The organism is Cupriavidus sp. HE11, from assembly GCF_056097175.1.
The window spans coordinates 618,287-636,210 of the sequence record NZ_CP184465.1 but is presented as its reverse complement, the minus strand read 5'-3'; the positions used below and the strand labels follow the sequence as shown (position 1 = coordinate 636,210).

General features: G+C 66.1%; 17 protein-coding genes. 8 read left to right on the top strand and 9 right to left on the bottom strand.

Annotation, left to right across the window (positions count from 1 at the left end; genetic code table 11):
• Nucleotides 1-101 precede the first annotated feature (101 nt).
• Nucleotides 102-821: an SDR family NAD(P)-dependent oxidoreductase gene (locus ACOABP_RS20330; protein ID WP_474229841.1), complete on the bottom strand. Its 720-nt coding sequence runs from the start codon at nucleotides 819-821 to the stop codon at nucleotides 102-104.
• Nucleotides 822-1,008: 187 nt separating this feature from the next.
• Between ACOABP_RS20330 and ACOABP_RS20325 the strand changes: the two genes are divergently transcribed.
• Complete coding sequence (locus ACOABP_RS20325; RefSeq protein WP_474229840.1) at nucleotides 1,009-1,983, top strand: LLM class oxidoreductase; 975 nt, start codon at nucleotides 1,009-1,011, stop codon at nucleotides 1,981-1,983.
• A 53-nt stretch (nucleotides 1,984-2,036) separates the two neighbouring features.
• On the opposite strand, the gene ACOABP_RS20320 is transcribed toward ACOABP_RS20325, so the two are convergent.
• The 4 genes from ACOABP_RS20320 to ACOABP_RS20305 all read right to left on the bottom strand — a co-directional run bounded on the left by ACOABP_RS20320 (nucleotide 2,037) and on the right by ACOABP_RS20305 (nucleotide 7,344).
• Nucleotides 2,037-3,209 (bottom strand): YbfB/YjiJ family MFS transporter, encoded by a 1,173-nt coding sequence (locus ACOABP_RS20320; protein WP_474229839.1) that lies wholly within the window; start codon nucleotides 3,207-3,209, stop codon nucleotides 2,037-2,039.
• 150 nt (nucleotides 3,210-3,359) lie between these two features.
• On the bottom strand, nucleotides 3,360-4,271 hold the full coding sequence (locus tag ACOABP_RS20315) for a substrate binding domain-containing protein (protein ID WP_474229838.1): 912 nt from the start codon (nucleotides 4,269-4,271) through the stop codon (nucleotides 3,360-3,362).
• A gap of 159 nt (nucleotides 4,272-4,430) precedes the next feature.
• Nucleotides 4,431-5,174 (bottom strand): hypothetical protein, encoded by a 744-nt coding sequence (locus ACOABP_RS20310; RefSeq protein ID WP_474229837.1) that lies wholly within the window; start codon nucleotides 5,172-5,174, stop codon nucleotides 4,431-4,433.
• A 7-nt stretch (nucleotides 5,175-5,181) separates the two neighbouring features.
• A complete protein-coding gene (locus tag ACOABP_RS20305) occupies nucleotides 5,182-7,344 on the bottom strand; it encodes a TonB-dependent receptor (RefSeq protein ID WP_474229835.1) in 2,163 nt (720 codons plus the stop codon).
• A gap of 372 nt (nucleotides 7,345-7,716) precedes the next feature.
• On the opposite strand from ACOABP_RS20305, the gene ACOABP_RS20300 reads away from it, so the two are divergent.
• The gene (locus ACOABP_RS20300; RefSeq protein ID WP_474229834.1) at nucleotides 7,717-8,217 is read left to right on the top strand and encodes a helix-turn-helix transcriptional regulator; all 501 of its coding nucleotides are present in this window, start codon (nucleotides 7,717-7,719) and stop codon (nucleotides 8,215-8,217) included.
• Here the strand turns inward: ACOABP_RS20300 and ACOABP_RS20295 are convergent.
• Nucleotides 8,207-8,626: a Fur family transcriptional regulator gene (locus ACOABP_RS20295; RefSeq protein WP_474229832.1), complete on the bottom strand. Its 420-nt coding sequence runs from the start codon at nucleotides 8,624-8,626 to the stop codon at nucleotides 8,207-8,209. The two genes, ACOABP_RS20300 and ACOABP_RS20295, sit on opposite strands and share 11 nt — an antisense overlap.
• 423 nt (nucleotides 8,627-9,049) lie before the next feature.
• On the opposite strand from ACOABP_RS20295, the gene ACOABP_RS20290 reads away from it, so the two are divergent.
• From ACOABP_RS20290 to ACOABP_RS20270, 5 genes are all read left to right on the top strand, one after another.
• A complete protein-coding gene (locus tag ACOABP_RS20290; protein ID WP_474229830.1) occupies nucleotides 9,050-9,784 on the top strand; it encodes a response regulator in 735 nt (244 codons plus the stop codon).
• A complete protein-coding gene (locus ACOABP_RS20285) occupies nucleotides 9,784-11,166 on the top strand; it encodes an ATP-binding protein (RefSeq protein WP_474229828.1) in 1,383 nt (460 codons plus the stop codon). Before ACOABP_RS20290 ends, ACOABP_RS20285 begins: the two co-directional genes overlap by 1 nt.
• A 228-nt stretch (nucleotides 11,167-11,394) precedes the next feature.
• A complete protein-coding gene (locus tag ACOABP_RS20280; protein WP_474229826.1) occupies nucleotides 11,395-13,644 on the top strand; it encodes a TonB-dependent receptor in 2,250 nt (749 codons plus the stop codon).
• 75 nt (nucleotides 13,645-13,719) lie between these two features.
• Nucleotides 13,720-14,406: a Fe2+-dependent dioxygenase gene (locus ACOABP_RS20275; protein WP_474229824.1), complete on the top strand. Its 687-nt coding sequence runs from the start codon at nucleotides 13,720-13,722 to the stop codon at nucleotides 14,404-14,406.
• A gap of 191 nt (nucleotides 14,407-14,597) precedes the next feature.
• Nucleotides 14,598-15,068: a RidA family protein gene (locus ACOABP_RS20270; protein ID WP_474229822.1), complete on the top strand. Its 471-nt coding sequence runs from the start codon at nucleotides 14,598-14,600 to the stop codon at nucleotides 15,066-15,068.
• Between the two features lie 247 nt (nucleotides 15,069-15,315).
• Here the strand turns inward: ACOABP_RS20270 and ACOABP_RS20265 are convergent, their stop codons facing one another.
• Nucleotides 15,316-15,948, bottom strand: coding sequence for a LysE family translocator (locus ACOABP_RS20265; protein WP_474229820.1), 633 nt, complete (start codon nucleotides 15,946-15,948; stop codon nucleotides 15,316-15,318).
• A 105-nt stretch (nucleotides 15,949-16,053) separates the two neighbouring features.
• On the opposite strand from ACOABP_RS20265, the gene ACOABP_RS20260 reads away from it, so the two are divergent.
• Entirely contained in the window at nucleotides 16,054-16,905 is an 852-nt protein-coding gene (locus tag ACOABP_RS20260; protein WP_474229818.1) for a LysR substrate-binding domain-containing protein, read from the top strand.
• 17 nt (nucleotides 16,906-16,922) lie between these two features.
• Here the strand turns inward: ACOABP_RS20260 and ACOABP_RS20255 are convergent, their stop codons facing one another.
• Nucleotides 16,923-17,675 (bottom strand): SDR family oxidoreductase, encoded by a 753-nt coding sequence (locus tag ACOABP_RS20255; protein WP_474229816.1) that lies wholly within the window; start codon nucleotides 17,673-17,675, stop codon nucleotides 16,923-16,925.
• Nucleotides 17,676-17,710: 35 nt separating this feature from the next.
• The gene (locus ACOABP_RS20250; RefSeq protein ID WP_474229814.1) at nucleotides 17,711-17,917 is read right to left on the bottom strand and encodes a hypothetical protein; all 207 of its coding nucleotides are present in this window, start codon (nucleotides 17,915-17,917) and stop codon (nucleotides 17,711-17,713) included.
• Nucleotides 17,918-17,924: the final 7 nt, after the last annotated feature.

The following is a 17,924-nucleotide window of genomic DNA, read 5'->3' as shown; positions in this document are numbered from 1 at the left end:
CATGCAACAGGAGAATCAGGGTTTACCCTGACCAATGCAAACGGCCCGCCGATAGGGGCGGGCGGTCTTGCCAGTGCCCGGGCTGGGCCGGGCGGCGCGACTTAGTGGCCGGCGCTCTGGCCGCCGTCGACGTGCAGGATCTCGCCGGTGATGAACGGCGCCGATTCCAGGAACAGCACGGCTTCGGCGATATCGCTCATCTCGCCCATATGGCCCATCGGGTGCAGCGCGCCAAGCGCTTCATGGGTTTCCGGCGCATGCATCGGCGACTTGATGATGCCGGGCGACACGGCGTTCACGCGGATGCCGCGGCGGGCGTATTCCACGGCCAGAGACTTGGTGGCCGAGTTGATGCCGCCCTTGGTCAGCGATGCCAGCACCGACGGCACGCCCTGGATTGCGTGGTCGACCAGGCTGGTGGTAATGCTCACCACATGGCCGCTGCCCTGCTTTTCCATCTGCGCGATCGCCAGTTGCGTGATGTAGAAGAAGCCGGCCAGGTTCACGCCGGTCTTGGCGAGGTAGTCCTCGGCCGTGTAGCTGGTGAATGGCTTGGCGATGAAGATGCCGGCGTTGTTGACCAGGGCGTCGACGCGGCCGAATTTCTCGATGGCCTGCGAGACCACCCGGCGGGCGGTGTCGGGGCTGGCGATGTCGCCCGGCACGGCCAGGATGTTGGCGTCATCGGGTTGCTGGATGCTGCGCGCCGTGGCTACGACGCGGTAGCCGCGCTGGCGGTAGGCCTTGACCAGCTCTGCGCCGATGCCTTGCGAAGCGCCCGTGATGATGGCGACTTTTTGCGTGTTTTGGGTGGTGCTCATGATGTGCCTCTTTGATTTGGTTGACCTTGGCATCGCTGCCAATCGAATCGACGTGGTCGATGGCTGGAAATGTAGGTGAGGCAAGCCCGCGATTGAACGGCACCGGCGCACAAACAGTTATGCGCGCCGGTAACAAGTGCGCGGGCGTGGCATGATGCGGCGATCTGTCAGGGGAACGGAGGATGCGATGACGACGCTTGCAGATGTCGCGGCCAGCGGGCAACCCATCGAGACAACGGTGTTCCGCCAGGACGCGCTGTCGGTGGGCCTGGTGCTGCCGCTGCTGGGCAAGGGTGAGATCGCGCCGGACTTTCCGTCCCAGCTGGATCTCGCGGCACGCGCCGATGCGCTGGGCTACCGGGCGCTATGGGTCCGCGATGTGCCGCTGAACAGCGCCGGGTATCCCGATCCGGTGGGGCACCTCGATCCGTGGGTGCTGCTTGGTGCGCTGGCCACGCGTACCCGACGGATTGCGCTGGCAAGCGGCGCCATTGTGCTGACGCTGCGGCATCCGCTGCATATCGCCAAGGCGGCGATATCGGTCAGCGCGCTGTCAGGGCAGCGCTTTATCCTGGGGCTGGGATCGGGCGACCGTCCGCCGGAGTATGCCGCGTTTGGCCGTGACACCGAGGCGCGGCGCGACCTGTTTCGCGATCATTGGGAATCGGTGGCCGCGTCGGTAGACGTGCCGTCGCGCGTGATGCCGGATCTGGCGCCCGAGGGCGCGCCGGACTTCTACCTGTTGCCGCGCCAGCCGCGCGCCGTGCCGCTGCTGGCGGTGGGATCGGGCGGACAGAGCGTGGACTGGATCGCCCGCCATGCCATCGGCTGGATGACCTATCATCGCGATCCCGACACGCAGCGCGAGCGGCATCGGCTCTGGCGCATCGCCGTGGAGCGCGGCGCGCCAGAGCAGTTCCGGGCTTTCGGCGTCGCCATGCGGCTGGAACTGTCGGAGCAGCCCGACGAGGCGCCGTCGGCATTGAACCTCGGCTATCGAACCGGTGCCCGTGCGCTGGTAGACCTGCTGGCGGACATGCGCGAAGCGGGCACGCATCATGTGGCCCTCAACGTCACGGAGTCCACGCGGCCTCCGGCAGAGGTGCTGCAAGAGGTCGCCGAGACGGTGCTTCCGCATTTCCACGACGCGGCCGTGGCGTGACTGCGTAGCGTGACTGTGGGGCGCTGCGCGAAGACGCAGAGCGCTCGAAACGCTCAAAGCGAGCAGAGCGTGGCAGCGATCACCAGTGCAGTGGCGGCAATGCCTAGCGGCGCGCCGAAGTTGTTGCCGCCGTGCATCAGCGCCGTGGAGACCAGCGGGCCAACGATCTGCCCCACGCCATAGGCGGCCGTCATCACGGCGAACAGGTTGAAGCTGACCTTGTGGGCCAGGCGGCGCGCCGCAGGCGCTGCGATGGTGACCGTACCCATGAACGTGCCGCCGACCAGTGCTGCGCTGACCAGGTAGGCCAGTGCGGTATGGCTCAGCGCGGGCAGTACCACGCCAACGGCCTGCACGCCAAGATTCCATTGCATGGCGCGCCGGGTGCTCAGCCGCTCATGCACGGCGTGCCACAGGAAACAGGACGGCGCGGCGCCCAGGCCAAATACGGCCCACACGTGAATCGGATCGATCTGGCCCAGCGCGTCGCGCACAAACAGCGGCAGATAGGTGGCGGTGATGATGTAGCCAAAGCCCGCCAGTCCGTAGCTGGCGATCAGCGGTGCCGGGCCGAGTGCGCCTTGCGGTGCCACGGCGGCGGTCGTGGCGCTGCCAGTGCGCGCCTGCAGGCGCAGCGCCTGCCATGCCAGCGCGCTCAGTACCAGTGCGCCGATAGCCAGACCCAGCCACAGTGCCAGGCTGTGCCACTGCGCAAGATTGCCCATGGCGATCAGTTCGGCGGATATCACGATGCCGATACCGACGCCCGAGAACATCAGCGGTGCGCCATCGTGACGGCCACGTACGTGCAGCAGCCACGACGCGGCGTTGACCAGTGCCAGCGCACTCAGGACGCCCGAGACAAAGCGCACCACGATTAGCGCCGTGTCGGGCAGCGGCAAGGCCAGTGCCGCCAGCGACACCACTGTCCCGGCCAGCGCCACGCGCGACCAGAAGCCGGCCCGGGCATGAGCAATACGTGCGGCCAGCAGCGCACCCAGCAGATAGCCCGCGTAGTTGGCCGACGCCGCGAGCGACCCCGTTGCCACGCTCATCGTGCCGTCCCGCACCATCAGCGGATACATGCCCGTGAACGCAAAGCGGCCGAACCCCATCGCCACGGCCAGTGCCAGCGCTGCCGCGATGGCCTCGCCCAGCGATTTCCCGGCATCGGCATCGTGTCGGGTTTGCGGAGTCGGAAGGGAAGGTGCCGTGGAGTTCGCCATGATCGCGGGTTGCTGTTCAATATTCTCAAAAAGAGATTGATTGCAATGCAAATATCTCGATATGGGAATAATAGGGCAAGCCGCTTACCTGGCTTGTTCCGCCATGTATCAAGGGATGTTCCGGCTGCGCAACAAAGACCGGCGGGAATCCTAGGCGGAGAATTTGTCGACCAGGAAGTCGACGAAGGTGCGCACCCGACGCGAGACATGGCGCGCATGGGGGTAGAGCAGCACGAACGGACGCGTGCTGCCGCCAAATTCCTGCAGCACTTGTACAAGCGTGCCTTCGCGCAGGTCCTGCTCGACGACAAAGCGATAGGTCTGGAACAGGCCTGCGCCGGCGCGGGCCAGCGTGGCGCCGCCCAGCGCGTCTTCGGAGGTGGCAATGCTGCCAGTGGTCATCACGTCGATGTCCTCGCCGTCCTGGCGGAACGTCCACGGAATACGCCGGCCGCTGCTGGGGCGTTCGAACTGGATGCACTCGTGCGCCAGCAGGTCGTCGAGCGTTTTCGGGGTGCCGCGGTGTTTCAGGTAGGCCGGGGTGGCTACCACCACCATTTCGGCGTCTTCCAGCTTGCGCGCGATCAGCGTGGAATCGTCGGGCGTGCGGCCGCGTACCGACAGGTCATAGGTGTCGTCGGCAAAGTCCACATTGCGGTTGCTGATATGGACGTCGATATCGACTTCGGGGTAGCGCTCGCGGAATTCCGGCAGCACCGGCAGCACGCGATAGTGCGCGTAAGGCGTGGGCAGGCTGATACGCAGGCGGCCGGAAGGCGTGGCGTGCTGGCCGCTGATCTGGCGCTCGGCGTCCACCAGCTGGGCCAGCGCCTGGCGGGTTTCGTCGAAGTACGTGCGGCCCTCGTCCGTCAGCCGGATCTGGCGCGTGGTGCGCACGAACAGCCTGACGCCGAGCCGCTCTTCCAGCCGCGACACGCTGCGGCTGACCGCCGCCGGTGTCACACCCGCCGCCACGGCCGCCGCTGTAAAGCTGCTGAGTTCGGCTGCAAGGCAGAACAGTTCGATGCTGCCCAGTTGTAGATCGTCGAATTGGCGCTTCATGGTCGGGTGGGGCGAGGTGGCTGGGATTGCAGACCGCAATGATGAGCCACCTCCGGGCAATCCACATCCCAGCGGGCGGCTTCATTTGCCCGAAGTGTATGCGATGCCACACCGCTGCGTGGCCGCCCCCCAAGCCGCCCCCCAAGCCACGCCGGCCGACTAGTGCGGCTTCGACGGTTCCCAGTGCGCCGGTACCGGCGTCGCCGGACCACCCGGTACGGAGACGGTCGCCGTGGCCCGATGCCTTACCGCCTCGTACGGCTTGCCTTCGAACGTGCCTGGCGTGCGTTCCAGATGCACCACGTGCAGGATGTACTGGCCGCGCCACGGGAAGTCGAAGCGCACCCGTCCGTCCTTGCCCGTGGTGGCCTCGCGTGTCCAGGCATTGGGCGCGATGATGCGTACGTCCGTGGCGGGCAGCGGGGCACCCTGGAAGACCACGCGGTATTCGCCGCGCGTGCCGGTGGGCAGGATGTCGAGCGTCATGGCGTCGGCATCGCCGGCCGGTGCGGTGCCAACCAGGCGCGCATAGAACATCGGCTTGACGATGCCGATGCCGGCGCGGGTCCAGTCCTTGACCGCGTAGGCGGATTCCGTGGCCGTCACCGTGGCGCCGCGTGCGGGGCGCGCGAAGGCGAAGCCGCCGGTTTCACGCTTGACCGGGAGCGGGTTTGCCTGGCCGGGCTGACCAGCCTGGGCGGCGGCCGTGCGAATCTGCGGGCCCGGCATTTCATCCAGCCGGCCCGGCGATTGCTCGCGCACCAGTTCCTCGTATTCGCCGAAGTACAGGTGGCCGCCGGCCTTGTCCTGCTCCAGCCACAGGTAGTGCGCCCGGGCTGCCGACGGCAGTGCCAGCGCGATACAGGCGGCCGCCAGGCCTGCCATCGATGCAAGTCGTGTCATGGTGTCCTCACTGGAAGCGATAACGGGCGGTCAGCATGGCGCTGCGCTTGTCGCCGGGCAGCGCGCCCGAGAAGGTCGGCGACGTGTAGTACGTCTTGTCGGTCAGGTTGCGCAGGTTCAGCGTCACGTCGAACTTCTTCTGGCGATAGTAGATGGCCGCGTCCAGCACCACGTACGACGGCACCTGGTACAGGTTCAGCGAATCGGCGTAGCTGTCCCCCTTGTAGGTCAGGCCCAGGCCAACGCCCCAGCCGTGCAGCGCCTGCTGCTGGAAGTCGTAGGTGGTCCACAGGCGGCCGCCGGTGCGGGCCACGCCCGCGGGGCGGGTGCCGGCGATGCTGCGGTTGGTCACGCCCATGATCGCGTTCGATGCCAGCGTGTTCGATTCCACCTCGACGTTCTGCAGCACGAAGTTTGCCAGTACCGTCCAGCCGGGCACCGGCATGGCCGACAGCTCCAGCTCCACGCCACGGCTCTTGTCGCGGCCATCGGGGGTGGGGCTCAGCGCGCCCGGCAGCGTGATGTAGTAGTTCTTGCGCGTGGTCTCGAACAGCGACACATTCGTGTTCAGCTTGCCGTCCAGGAACTCGGCCTTGACGCCGATTTCCTTCTGCAGCGCGCTTTCCGGCTCGGTGGACAGCGCCGCCGGCTCGGTCGACACATTGATGAACTTGCTGGTGGACACACCCGCGTAGAACGACAACGCACGCGTGGGCTGCCACACGCCGCCCAGCGAGCCCGAGGTCAGGTTCTGGGTGGCGCCGATGGACCGGAATGCCGTGCCCTGGGTGCCTACATCGCTGAACTTCACGTTGTCGTTGCGCACCGCGCCGCGCAGCTTGAAATGCTCGCCAAAGGCCAACTGGTCCTGCAGGTAGACGCCCACGTCCTCCTGCTTGAGTACGCGGTTGAAGCCCTGTGCGGGCACTGCCGCCAGGCCGGCCAGCGTCGTTTCGGGCACAACCGGCGAGTTGATGTCGAGGATGTTCGGCAGGTTGTAGCCGTTGCGGACAGAATTGATATGGGTGTCCGAGTACTCCAGGCCGAACAGTACGGTGTGGTCCACCGGGCCGGTGCGCGTCTTCCACACCAGTTCGTTCTGGGCCAGGATGAAGTGGCCGTCGTCGAACTGCGTGCGGGCCGTGCGGCCGGTCATCTGGTTCAGCGCGTTGCCGCCGTTGCCGCCCGCATTGCGGGTCATGTCGAGCGAACGTTCGTCATAGATAAACGCCGTGCGCATCGTCAGCGACGGATCGATGCGCCAGTCGTGGCTGACCGTCACGCGGTCGATCAGCTGGCGGGTGTCGTTGAACGGGCTGTAGTAGCGGGCGTCGCGCGGTGCCCCGGCGATCTTGCCCTGGTTGTTGAAGACAATGCCGTAGTTGTCCGGGACGATGCTGATGTCGCGGTGGTCGTAGTCGATCGTCAGCGTCTTGTTGGTGTCGTAGGCCCAGCTGAACGACGGCGAGACCTCGCGGATATCCCGGCCCAGGCCCCGGTAGCCGTCGCTCTTCTCGTAATCTGCGATCAGGCGCGCATTGACCTGCGAGCTGACCGGGCCGCCCACGTCCACGTAGGTGCCCCAGGTGCCGAAGCTGCCGCCAAAGGCGCCGACCTCGGCACTGAATTTCGACAGGGGCGGCTTGGTGACCATGTTCACCGTGCCACCAGGCTGGCCGGAGCCATACAGCGCCGAGCCCGGGCCCTTGAGCACCTCGATGCGGTCCACGTCGTACATGGTCCGGTAGTAGCCGTTCTGGCTCGGGCCGTCAGGGTAGCCGTCGCGCAGGAAGCGCATCGCCAGCCCGCGAATCGTGTAGTTGTTGGCAAAGCCATAGCCGCCGGCCAACTGCGCCTGCACGCCGGCCGAGTTCTGCAGCGCGTAGTTCAGGTCGATCGCGCCCTGGTCGCGCAGTACGTCTTCGGGGATGACCGAGATCGCGGCCGGGATATCGCGCAGCGGGGTATCTGTCTTGGTGCCGGTGCTGGTGGTCTCGTTGGGACTGCCCGGCAGCGTCTTGCCCGCCGAGACTGTCACGGCCGGCAGCGTCTGGTCTGACGGGGCCGCCTGGGCCAGCACGGAGGCCGGCAGGCCGGCGATCAGCGCGGACGCAAGAGTGGCGATGGTGCGGGGACGTGGCGCGCGGCCGCGACGGGCAGGGTGGTGCATGGCTTCGGACAATTCGGATCAGTTAAGAGAAAGCGACGAAGGCGTTGCATTTCGTCGGCGTCTGGCGGCGCGCCACCCGGGGTCGGGCTGCAGGCGAGCCAAAAGACACTAATAGGAATCATTCGCAATTCATACGGGATGGATCGAAATCCGGGGCGGATGTCCTGCCTCTCCAAGCCATTTGTGAGGGGGATGCCGATGAACTTTCGTGGTCTGGGACAAATGTCCGATGCTCATTTTGTGGCGCAAAGCGCACGATTTGCGGTCTGCAGTCGGCGGTGCTTTCGATATAAGTGAGAATCAGTTACATTTACGGGCGCCTGTGTCGGTTCTGTTACGGTTTTCCGGCCAGGCGTCTATCCGGACGCGTCGATGCCCTACAAACTTCCTTTCCTGCTGATGGTGTTTCCGGCCTACCAGGCCTGGGACCTGTATCAACTGCTCCATAGCGGCCCGTCCTATCACCTGCTGACAGAGGTGGCCGCCACGGGGGCGTTCCTGGTGATCCTGTACCTGGTGATTCGCGAACGCCGGCGCGCCGCGCACGAATTCGAGATGCTGAAGGCATCGGCTGATGCGGCGGCACGCGCCAACGCCGAACGCGACGAGGCATCGCAGCGGTCCACGCGCGATTTTCTGAAGTCGATGCAGCAGCAATTCGACACCTGGAAGCTGACGCCGGCCGAAAAGGATGTGGCGCTGCTGCTGGTCAAGGGCCTGTCGCTGGAGGAAATCGCCGGTGTGCGAGAGAGCGGCGCCAAGACGGTGCGGCAGCACGCCGCCAACGTCTATGCCAAGGCCAAGCTCGAAGGCCGGCATCAGCTGGCGGCCTATTTCTTCGAAGACCTGCTGGTGCCGGCGGTCAGCCGTTGAATCGTGCGGGCGCCGACGGGCCGGCTCCTTCGGCTGCCGGGCGGATTTCGGCCGCCAGCGCTACCTGGCAGTCCGCGCAAAGCCCTGGCAGGGCGAGATCGGCCTTGGCGGGTACCAGTCCATGGGCCAGGAAGTGCTGGCGTACGGTCTGCTCCAGGGCGGCGTCGAACACTTCGGCAAGGCTGGCGCAGCGCGTGCAGTACAGATGGCGGTGAACCGGCTGGTCGGCCAGTTCGTAGAACGTCATCGCCCGGTTTTTCCTGTCCGATACGACGACGCGCGCCAGCGGCCCAAGATCGGCCAGGTCGTAAATGGCCTTCTTGAATGAGGAAATGGATTGGCCGTCATTGCGCTTGAGCATCGCCGCGCAAAGCTGCTCGGGCGTCAAATGGCGCTGCGGCGATTCCATAAGGATCTCCATTAGCGCAACGCGGGCGACATTGGGTGAGAGACGGTGTGTCTCCAGCAGCTGGATCGACGATGGATGCTTTTCGCCAGGCATTTCCGGAATATCAGGGCGCTTGGTTTCTGCCTGCCGGCCGAGAGTGTCGACCGGCAGCGGGTGGCCACGCAGGCTAGCCGTTGCCGCGGTGGCATGACAATGCCAATCGGGCCGGGGCGGGACATTCGTCCCGTGCAAACCGTACGTGTGCCCGGTACGCATCGGGCTGCCGGGAGGCCGTTGGGCCGCAGTGGAAACGTTGGGGCAGGCTAGCCGACGTTCGTTAGCCGGACATTAATTCGTCACCGGCAGGGGGAGCCGGTGGTCTCGCGAGCCGGGTTCGGTAGAATTTCGATAATGATTCTTATTTGAAGAGAAGCTGAGTAAGGCATGGAAATACGCCCCCGGATATTGGTCGTCGACGACCACAAGAACATTCGTGATCCGTTGGCGACCTATATGCGTCGTTTCGATTTTGATGTCGAGGCGGTCGGGGATGGCAAGGCCATGCGCCAGCGGCTGGACGAACGCAGTTTCAACCTGATCGTCCTGGATATCATGCTGCCTGGGGAAAATGGCCTGTCGCTGTGCCGCTATGTATCGGAACACGTCGGGACGCCGGTTATCCTGCTGACGGCAGTGACCGAGCAGGCAGACCGCATTGCCGGACTGGAAATCGGCGCCGACGACTATGTCGTCAAGCCTTTCGATCCACGCGAGCTGGTGGCCCGCATCCGCAGCGTGCTGCGGCGTAACCGGACCCCGATGCCCGCCACCGTACCGGAGCCGCTGGCCCAGCCCGACTGCCGCTTTATCTTCAGCGGCTGGACATTCGATACCGCCACGCGGGAACTGCGCAACCCGGGCGACGAGGCGGTGCCGCTGAGCACCGCCGAATTCCATCTGCTGCGCGCGTTAGTGGAAAACGCCAATCGGGTGCTGAGCCGCAGCCAGTTGCTGGACCTGACCCAGCGCTCGGAAACCGTGGCCTTCGACCGAAGCGTCGACAGCCAGGTGAGCCGCCTGCGCAAGAAGCTGGAACCGGACCCCCGGCGCCCCGGCATGCTCAAGACCGTCCGCGGCGACGGGTACCTGCTGGCCACCCGCGTCACGCTCGAACACTGATGAGGCTGTTTCCGCGAAACCTGTCGGGGCAACTGGTGGCCTTGTGGCTGCTGGCCATGCTGGCCGCGCATGTGATTGCCGTGCTGGTGCTGTCATGGTGGCGCGCGGACAACGTCACCATCCACCCGCTGTCGGTCCGCACCATCGAGACCCGCATTCTTTCCGCCTACCGCGTGGCCGCGCGCGCTGACGATCCAGCCGAATGGCTCGATGACATCAGCCTGCCCGATTCCACGTTCGGCCTGGCGGCCCGTTCCGAGGTTGCCGCCACGGCCATGACCGAGCCCGAACAGGCGCTGGCGCTGCGCCTGCGCCGCCTGCTTGGCGTGCCTGGAGATGCCTCCATATATGTACGGCTGCGTCAGACCGAGCCGGTGCCCGGCGTCACCGGCGCCGAAGACCGGGGCAACTGGCTCGAAAAGGCGTTCCGGGGCACCCAGGCCACCGCGCTCGATGTCGATGTCCGGCTGCCGCAGGGCCAGTGGCTGCACAGCCGGCACTGGCCGACCATGCTGCCGGCCCATTGGTCGCGGGTGCTGAGCTTCTCGCTGGTGGTCGGCATGCTGCCAACGGCGCTGATCGCGCTGTTGTTCGGCCGCCGCATCATGGGGCCGCTGCGGCGGCTGACCGAAGCCTCGAAGCGGGTCAGCCGCGGCGAGCAGGTGATCCTGCCCGCGTCCGATGGACTCAGCGGCGTGCGCGAGATCACCAAGGCCTTCAACGACATGCAGCAAAGCCTGGTGCGCTTCGTCAACGGGCGCACGCAGATGATTGCCTCCATCGGGCATGACCTGCGCACGCCGCTGACATCGCTGCGCATCCGGGCCGAGCTGATCGACGATGCCGAGCTGCGCGACGCCATGGTGCAGACCATCGACGAAATGGGTGTCATGGTGGAAGAGACGCTGCGCTTTGCGCGCGACGAGGCGCTGCAGGAGCCCACGCAGGATGTGCAGATCTGCGACCTGGTGCGCGAGGTGGTGGACAACCAGACAATCCAGGGCCGCAGCGTGAGCTGGACCAGCCAGGTGGACGCGGGCATGTTCTACCGCTGCCGGCCAGTGCATCTGAAGCGGGCGCTGGGCAACATCATCGACAACGCCGTGCGCCATGGCAACGTCTGCGTGAGGATCCTGGCCGACACCGTTGGCAAGTCCCTGCGCATCGAGATCGAGGACGACGGGCCGGGCATCGACCCCGAACAGCTCGAACGCGTCTTCGAGCCATTCACCCGGCTGGATTCGGCGCGCAGCATGGACAGCGGCGGCGTGGGGCTGGGACTGGCGATTGCCCGTTCGTGCATCCGCGCGCATGGCGGCGATATCTCGCTGCAAAACCGCCAGGAAGGCGGCCTCCGGGCATTGATCGACCTGCCCAACTAGCCAGCGCGGCGGTGGCGGCAACATGTGGCTGTCATGCGATTGCCACAATTCGCCACAATCGAGCAAACCTGCACAACATCAAATAGCAATCATTCTCGTTTTGACGTGATTGCCATGCCTGCCGTCCGGCAGGGGCGTTGTGCAACCTCTTTGACGGGGAGTGTTGAAGGTCCAGCCGAAGCACGGCAGCACGTCGGGTCCGAAACTCAAATCGTGCTGGAGTCTTCCGTGCAGCAAAAGAAAATCTCGAATGCCATCCGCCTGCTGGTCTCAGGCGCTTCCGCGGGCCTGGTCATGGTCCCGTTTGCCGTCCACGCCCAGGCGGCAGCCAGTGCGGCCATGGTGGCCGGCGGCAATGTGCTGCCGCAGGTGACCGTCACCGGCCAGGGCATCGGCAACGCCAATGACGCGCCGACCGGCATCTCGCGCCTGCCCGAGACGGTCAAGGAAACGCCGAAGACGATCAACGTGGTACCGCAGGAGGTCATCGAGCAACAGCACGCCACGTCGCTGGAGCAGATCCTCAAGAACGTGCCCGGCATCACGATTTCCACGGGCGAGGGCAATGGCGGCCAGAACGGCGACCAGTTCCGGATCCGGGGTTTGTCCGCCAAGGGCGACATCTACGTGGACGGGCTGCGCGACTTCGGTGCCTACAAGCGCGACGCGTTCAACACCGAGAGCGTCGAGGTCATCAAGGGGCCGTCGGGCGAGAGTTTCGGCGTCGGCAACGTGGGCGGGCTGATCAACCAGACCACGAAGAAGGCCAACCTGCATACCAGCACGAGCATCGACCAGGGCATGGCGTCGGATGCCACGTACCGCACCACGCTGGACAGCAACTTCAAGCTCAACGACACCTCGGCGCTGCGCATCAACGGCGTGTTCCAGAACGGCCGCGTGGCCGACCGCGACCACGTTGACGACGACCGGCGCGGCGTGGCCATCGACTTCGGCACCGGCCTGGGCACCCGCACCGAATGGCACCTGAACTACTCGTACCTGCACCGCAGCGGCGCGCCCGACTACGGCGTGTCCGTAGCCCAGGGCGCCGACGGCTTCTACCGGCCGCTGACCGAATACGGCGTGCCGGGCGTGTCGTCGTCCACGTCGTATATCCGCAATACCGACCGCGACACCACCGACGCGCATATCGTGTCGTCGAACTTCATGACGAAGCTCGACAACGGCATCACCATCAGCAACGACACCCGCTTCAGCTTCTACGAGCGCGATTTCTCGTCGACCAACCCGGCTGCGCTGACATATGCCAACCTGCAGACGCTGCTGTCCGGCCGCAACCTGGCGCTGCCCTACGCGGCAGGCGGCGGGGTGACGTACCTGCAGCGCGGCTGGGGCGTGCAGAACGTGCTGAGCGCCAAGGGCGAGTTCCAGACCGGGAGCATCCGCCACAAGGCGATGGTGGGCCTGGATACGATCTACCAGCGCGACCACCGCGACCAGGGCACCTGGACGGGCCGCATGAACAACCAGACCGTGGTCAACCCGGTGTTCTACAACAGCCCGAATGCCACGGTGGCCTACAACTCCACGCGCGACGCCAATTCCACCGACATCGGCGTGTTCATGAGCGACCGCGTGTACCTGAACGACCAGGTCTCGCTGCTGGGCAGCCTGCGCTGGGATTACTTCCGCAGCGAATATTCGACCAGCGCGTCGTCGCTGGGCGGCAGTGCGGATTCGAAGAAGCTGAGCCCGGCCATCAGTGCCATCTGGGAGCCGACCAAGGACTACATGTTCTACACGTCGTTCTCGCGCACGTACCGGCCGGTGGGCACCGACATTGCCGTGGCCGTGGGCGGCGTGGCGTCCGAGGTGCCGCAGAATGGCTTCAGCAACGAGCCCGAGCGTGCCGATACCATCGAAGTGGGCACCAAGCTCGACTTCCTCGACAAGCGCCTGGGTGTGACCGGCGCGCTGTTCCAGACCAAGAAGACCAACGCCTACACGGTGGACCCGACCACGGGCGATATCACCAACGGGTTCTCGGATTCCGGCGAGGGACGCCGCATCCGCGGCCTGGAACTGGGCCTGAGCGGCCGCATCGTCGGCGGCTGGACCGCCAACGTGGCCTATGCGTACCTGAACGGCGAGGTCACGTCGGCGACCACCGCGTCCATCGTCGGCAATACGGCGCCCGGTGTCTCGCGCCACAACGTCACGCTGTGGACGGCCTATGACATCCCCCACACGCTGCTGCCGGTGCCGGGCCAGCTGACCATTGGCGGTGGCCTGCAATACGCCACGGGCTACTGGGCCGATTCGGCCAATACCACGAAGATGCCGGACAACTTCGCGCTGGACGCCATGATCGCGTACAAGCAGGGCAAGTACCGCATCTCCCTGAACGGCTACAACCTGACCAACCACCTGAACTATCAGTCGTCGTTCGGCGCGGTGCGCGCGGTGCCCACGTCGCGCCGCACGTTCCTGCTCAATGTCGGCATGACGTTCTGACCGGCTGGTCCCGAGCGCCGCGAAGCCGCTACCATGGCGGTTTCGCGGCCAATCCCGCTGACCTGATTGCATCCCATGCTTGTCCAGATTCCCGATGTCCTGACGCCCGAAGAGATCCGCTACTGCAGGGAGCGCCTGGAGCGCTCGGCCTGGGTGGACGGGCGCGTGACGGCCGGCGATCTCGCCGCCCGGTCGAAGCACAACCTGCAGGTGCCGGTGGACAGCGCCGAGGCGCGCGAACTGGGCGAGCTGATCCTGACGGCCCTGGGCCGCAGCCCGACCTACCACTCGGCGGCGCTGCCGCTGCGGGTGCTGCCGCCGATGTTCAACCGCTACGAAAGCGCCATGACGTTCGGTACGCATGTCGACAACGCCATCCGCACGGTGCCCGGAACCGGCGGCATGCGCATCCGCGCCGATGTGTCGAGCACGCTGTTCCTGTCCGACCCCGACGAGTACGACGGCGGCGAACTGGTCATCAAGGACCTGTACGGTTCGCATACCGTCAAGCTGCCGGCAGGGCATATGGTGGTCTATCCGGCGTCGTCGCTGCACGCCGTGACGCCGGTTACGCGCGGGGCGCGCTGGGCCTCGTTCTTCTGGGCCCAGTCGATGGTCAAGGACGACGGCCAGCGCAGCATGCTGTACGAACTGGACCTGGCGATCATCGACATCCGCCAGCGGCTCGGCGACGACCAGGACGCCGTGCTGGCCCTGGTGAACCACTACCACAACCTGCTCCGGCGCTGGGCCGAGCTCTAGGCCTGGGCGTCGCTCCGACGCACACGCGAAATCCGGCCGCGCCCCGTGGTGGACGGGGCACTTGTTCCCGGGTGTATCAATTCATGTTCTGCCGGGTCCGTTTATCGGCACATCGGTGACTTCTATAGTGGGTTCCAAGCGAACGGCGCGCCGCGCCGAAGCAGCAGGAAACTACAGACCCAGGAGTCACCATGTCCGTCGAAGCAAAACTGGCCGCGCGCGGCCTGACCTTGCCGTCACCCCCGCGGCCGCTGGGCAGCTATACCGCCGTGAGCCGCGCGGGCGATCTGCTGTTCATCTCCGGCCAGCTGCCGCTGCAGGACGGCAAGGTGGTCTGGCAGGGCCAGGTCGGCCGCGACCTGACCGTGGCCGAAGGCAAGCAGGCCGCCCAGCTGGCGGCGCTGAACGTGCTGGCGCAGATCCACGCGCACCTGGGCGGCTTCGAGCGCCTTGACCATATCGTGCGTGTGGAAGGCTACGTGACCAGCGCCCCGGGCATGCTGGACCAGCCAGCCGTGGTCGACGGTGCGTCGGACCTGTTCGCCGAAGTGTTGGGGGAGAAGGCCGGCCATGCACGCGCGGTCTATGCCCAGACCCAGCAGCCGGCCAACGCGGCGGTGATCCTCGTGGTCATCGCGCAGGTCAGGTCGGGGCACGCCTGAATACAGGTTCAGGCAACACGCGCGGGTGGTGCCGCCCTATCCGAACGGATGAGGCGAACATGCGTCAAGGTGGAAGCAACTGAGCCTCTTGTACAGCAGCCAGGATGCGGCGCAGCGGCTACGATCGGGCATCGTTCCGACATCGTCCAGAGATACCGCCATGACGCTCCCCGAGGTTGCCCGCTCCGTGTTCATCGAAACCAGCCGTCGCTACCTGTTGCCAGGCATGCACGGGGGGCTGGCCGCCTCAATGCGTCCAGTGCCAGAAATCGAGTGCCATCTTGGCGCCGAGCACGGCCAGGATGCCGCCCGCCACCCAGCGCTGCGCCAGCAGCCACTGGGGGCGGCCGGTCATTAGCGCCGCCGCGCGGCCCGACGACATGGCTACCAGCGCGTTGACGCCGGCGAAGGCCACGGTCAGCGCCAGGCCGAGCATCAGCGTCTGGCCCAGCACGCCGCCGGCGCGGTAGTCGATGAATTGCGGCAGGATCGACAGGAACACCAGCGCCAGCTTCGGATTTAGCAGGCTCGTCATGGCGCCCATCGCGAACAGCCGGCGCGGCGGTTCGCTGCCGACGGTCTGCACCTGCAGCGGCGAGCGGCCACCAGGACGCAGCATCTGCCAGGCCATGTAGAGCAGGTAGACGGCGCCGGCCAGGCCCAGCAGCCGTCCGGCGCCGGGGATCGCCAGGAACAGCGCGCTGATGCCGAACGCGGCACTCAGCATATAGGTCAGGTATCCCAGCATCACGCCCGCCAGCGAAATCAGTCCGGCGCGGGTACCCTGCGAGACCGAGCGTGCCATCACATAGACCATGTTGGGCCCCGGCGTGACCGCCAGCAGGCCACCCACGGCCAGGAATTCGTACATCGTTCTCATCGGCGTCCATCCGCGTCGTTGATCGGCAATGGATGCAGTATCGATTTCGGCGATAAATAAGTAAAACGGGATATATTGATCGCATTATTCAGATTAACTGATGCGATGAAGAAGCTCGACCTGGACGTTCTGGAGATGGTGGTGGCCGTGGCCGAGGCGGGTTCGTTCGCGCGGGCGGCCGAAACGCTGCACCGGTCACCCTCGGCGGTCAGCATGCAGATCAAGACCATCGAGGATGTGCTGGGCAAGCCGCTGTTCGTGCGGACGACCCGCAACGTGGCGCTGACCGACGACGGCCGGACGATGGTCGACTATGGCCGGCGCATGCTGGCGATGCGCGAGGAAGCCTGGGCAGCCGTGGTGCGGCCCGAGATTCGCGGCCGGGTGACGATCGGCGTGCCGGACGACTACGCGTCGTCGCTGCTGCCCACGGTGCTGCGCAAGTTCGCGGCCGCGCATCCGCGTGTGGAAATCCGCGTGATCGGCATGGCCAGCAATGCGCTGATTCCGCTGCTCAAGGACAACACGCTGGACCTGGCGTGCCTGACAAAGACGCGCGGCGTCACGGGCGAAACGATCCGCCAGGAGCCGATGGCATGGGTGGCGGCGCGCGGCGGCAGGCCGATCTGGAAGGAGCGTCCGCTGCCGATCGCCGTGTTCGCGCCGGGCAGCGCGGCCCGTGCGCACGCCATTGCCGCCCTGCAGCAGGCCAATATCCGCTACCGCACGTCGTACGAGAGCCCGAGCCTGCTGGGGCTGATCAGCATGGTCGAGGCGGGCCTGGCCGTGGCGCCGCTGGCGCGTTGCAGTATTCCGGCACACCTGGCCGTGCTTGGCGAAGCCGATGGCCTGCCGCCGTTGCCGGCACTGGACGTCGTACTGGCCCGCAGCGCCGCGTCGAACCGGCCGCCATGCGACTTCCTGGCCGGGCAGATGCTGGCCGATCTGCGTACCTGACGGCCCGCCCCCTCCGCCTACCAGCGCTCCATATACGGCCGCAGATCGAGTTCGAACGTCCATGCGTCGCGCGGCTGGGTGTGCAGGTACCAGTAGTTCTCGGCGATATGGTCGGGGTCCAGGATGCCGTCCTGGTCCTTCAGCGCGTAGCGTTCGGGGAACGTTTCGCGGATAAAGGCGGTGTCGATGGCACCGTCGACCACCACATGGGCCACGTGGATGTTGCGCGGGCCAAGTTCGCGCGCCATGCTCTGGGCCAGCGCGCGTAGCGCGTGCTTGGCGCCGGCAAACGCGGCGAAGTTTGCCGATCCGCGCAGCGCCGCCGTGGCGCCCGTGAACAGGATGGTGCCGCGTCCGCGTGCCACCATGCGGCGCGCAGCGGCCTGCCCGTTCAGGAAGCCGCTGAAGCACGCCATTTCCCAGATCTTGAAATACTTGCGCGGCGTTTCCTCGAGGATGCTGCTGGGGACGTTGGCGCCGATATTGAACACCAGTACCTCGATGGGGCCATGCTCGGATTCGATCTGCGCGAACAGTTGCGCCACGTCCTCTTCCTTGCGGGCGTCGCTGCTGTACCCGAACGCCTGGCCGCCTTCGGCGCGGATGCCGTCGACCAGTGGCTGCAGCTTGTCGGCCGTGCGGCGCGTGACGCAGGCGATATAGCCTTCCCGTGCAAAGCGGCGGGCGATGGCGCCGCCCGTGGCGTCGCCGGCGCCAATGACCAGGGCAACCTTCGGATGGGTCTGTGTCGTGGTGGACGTGGTGGTCATGCTGTCTCCTGTTGTGCTCGTTAGTGTAGTGGTTGTCACGCCACCGCGCCGGGCGCGCTGTCTCCGGCTTCGCCGTATGCGCCGGGCACGCCGGGCATACGGCAATACTGGTTGTCGGCGCGCGCACAGCCCACCGACGTGTCGGGCGGCGGCCGGCCAGCGGCCCATGCCGCCGATGTCGTCAATGCCAGGAAGCTGACGGCCAGCGCCGCCAGCAGCAGGGGAAGAACGGTACGCATCATGGCTTTG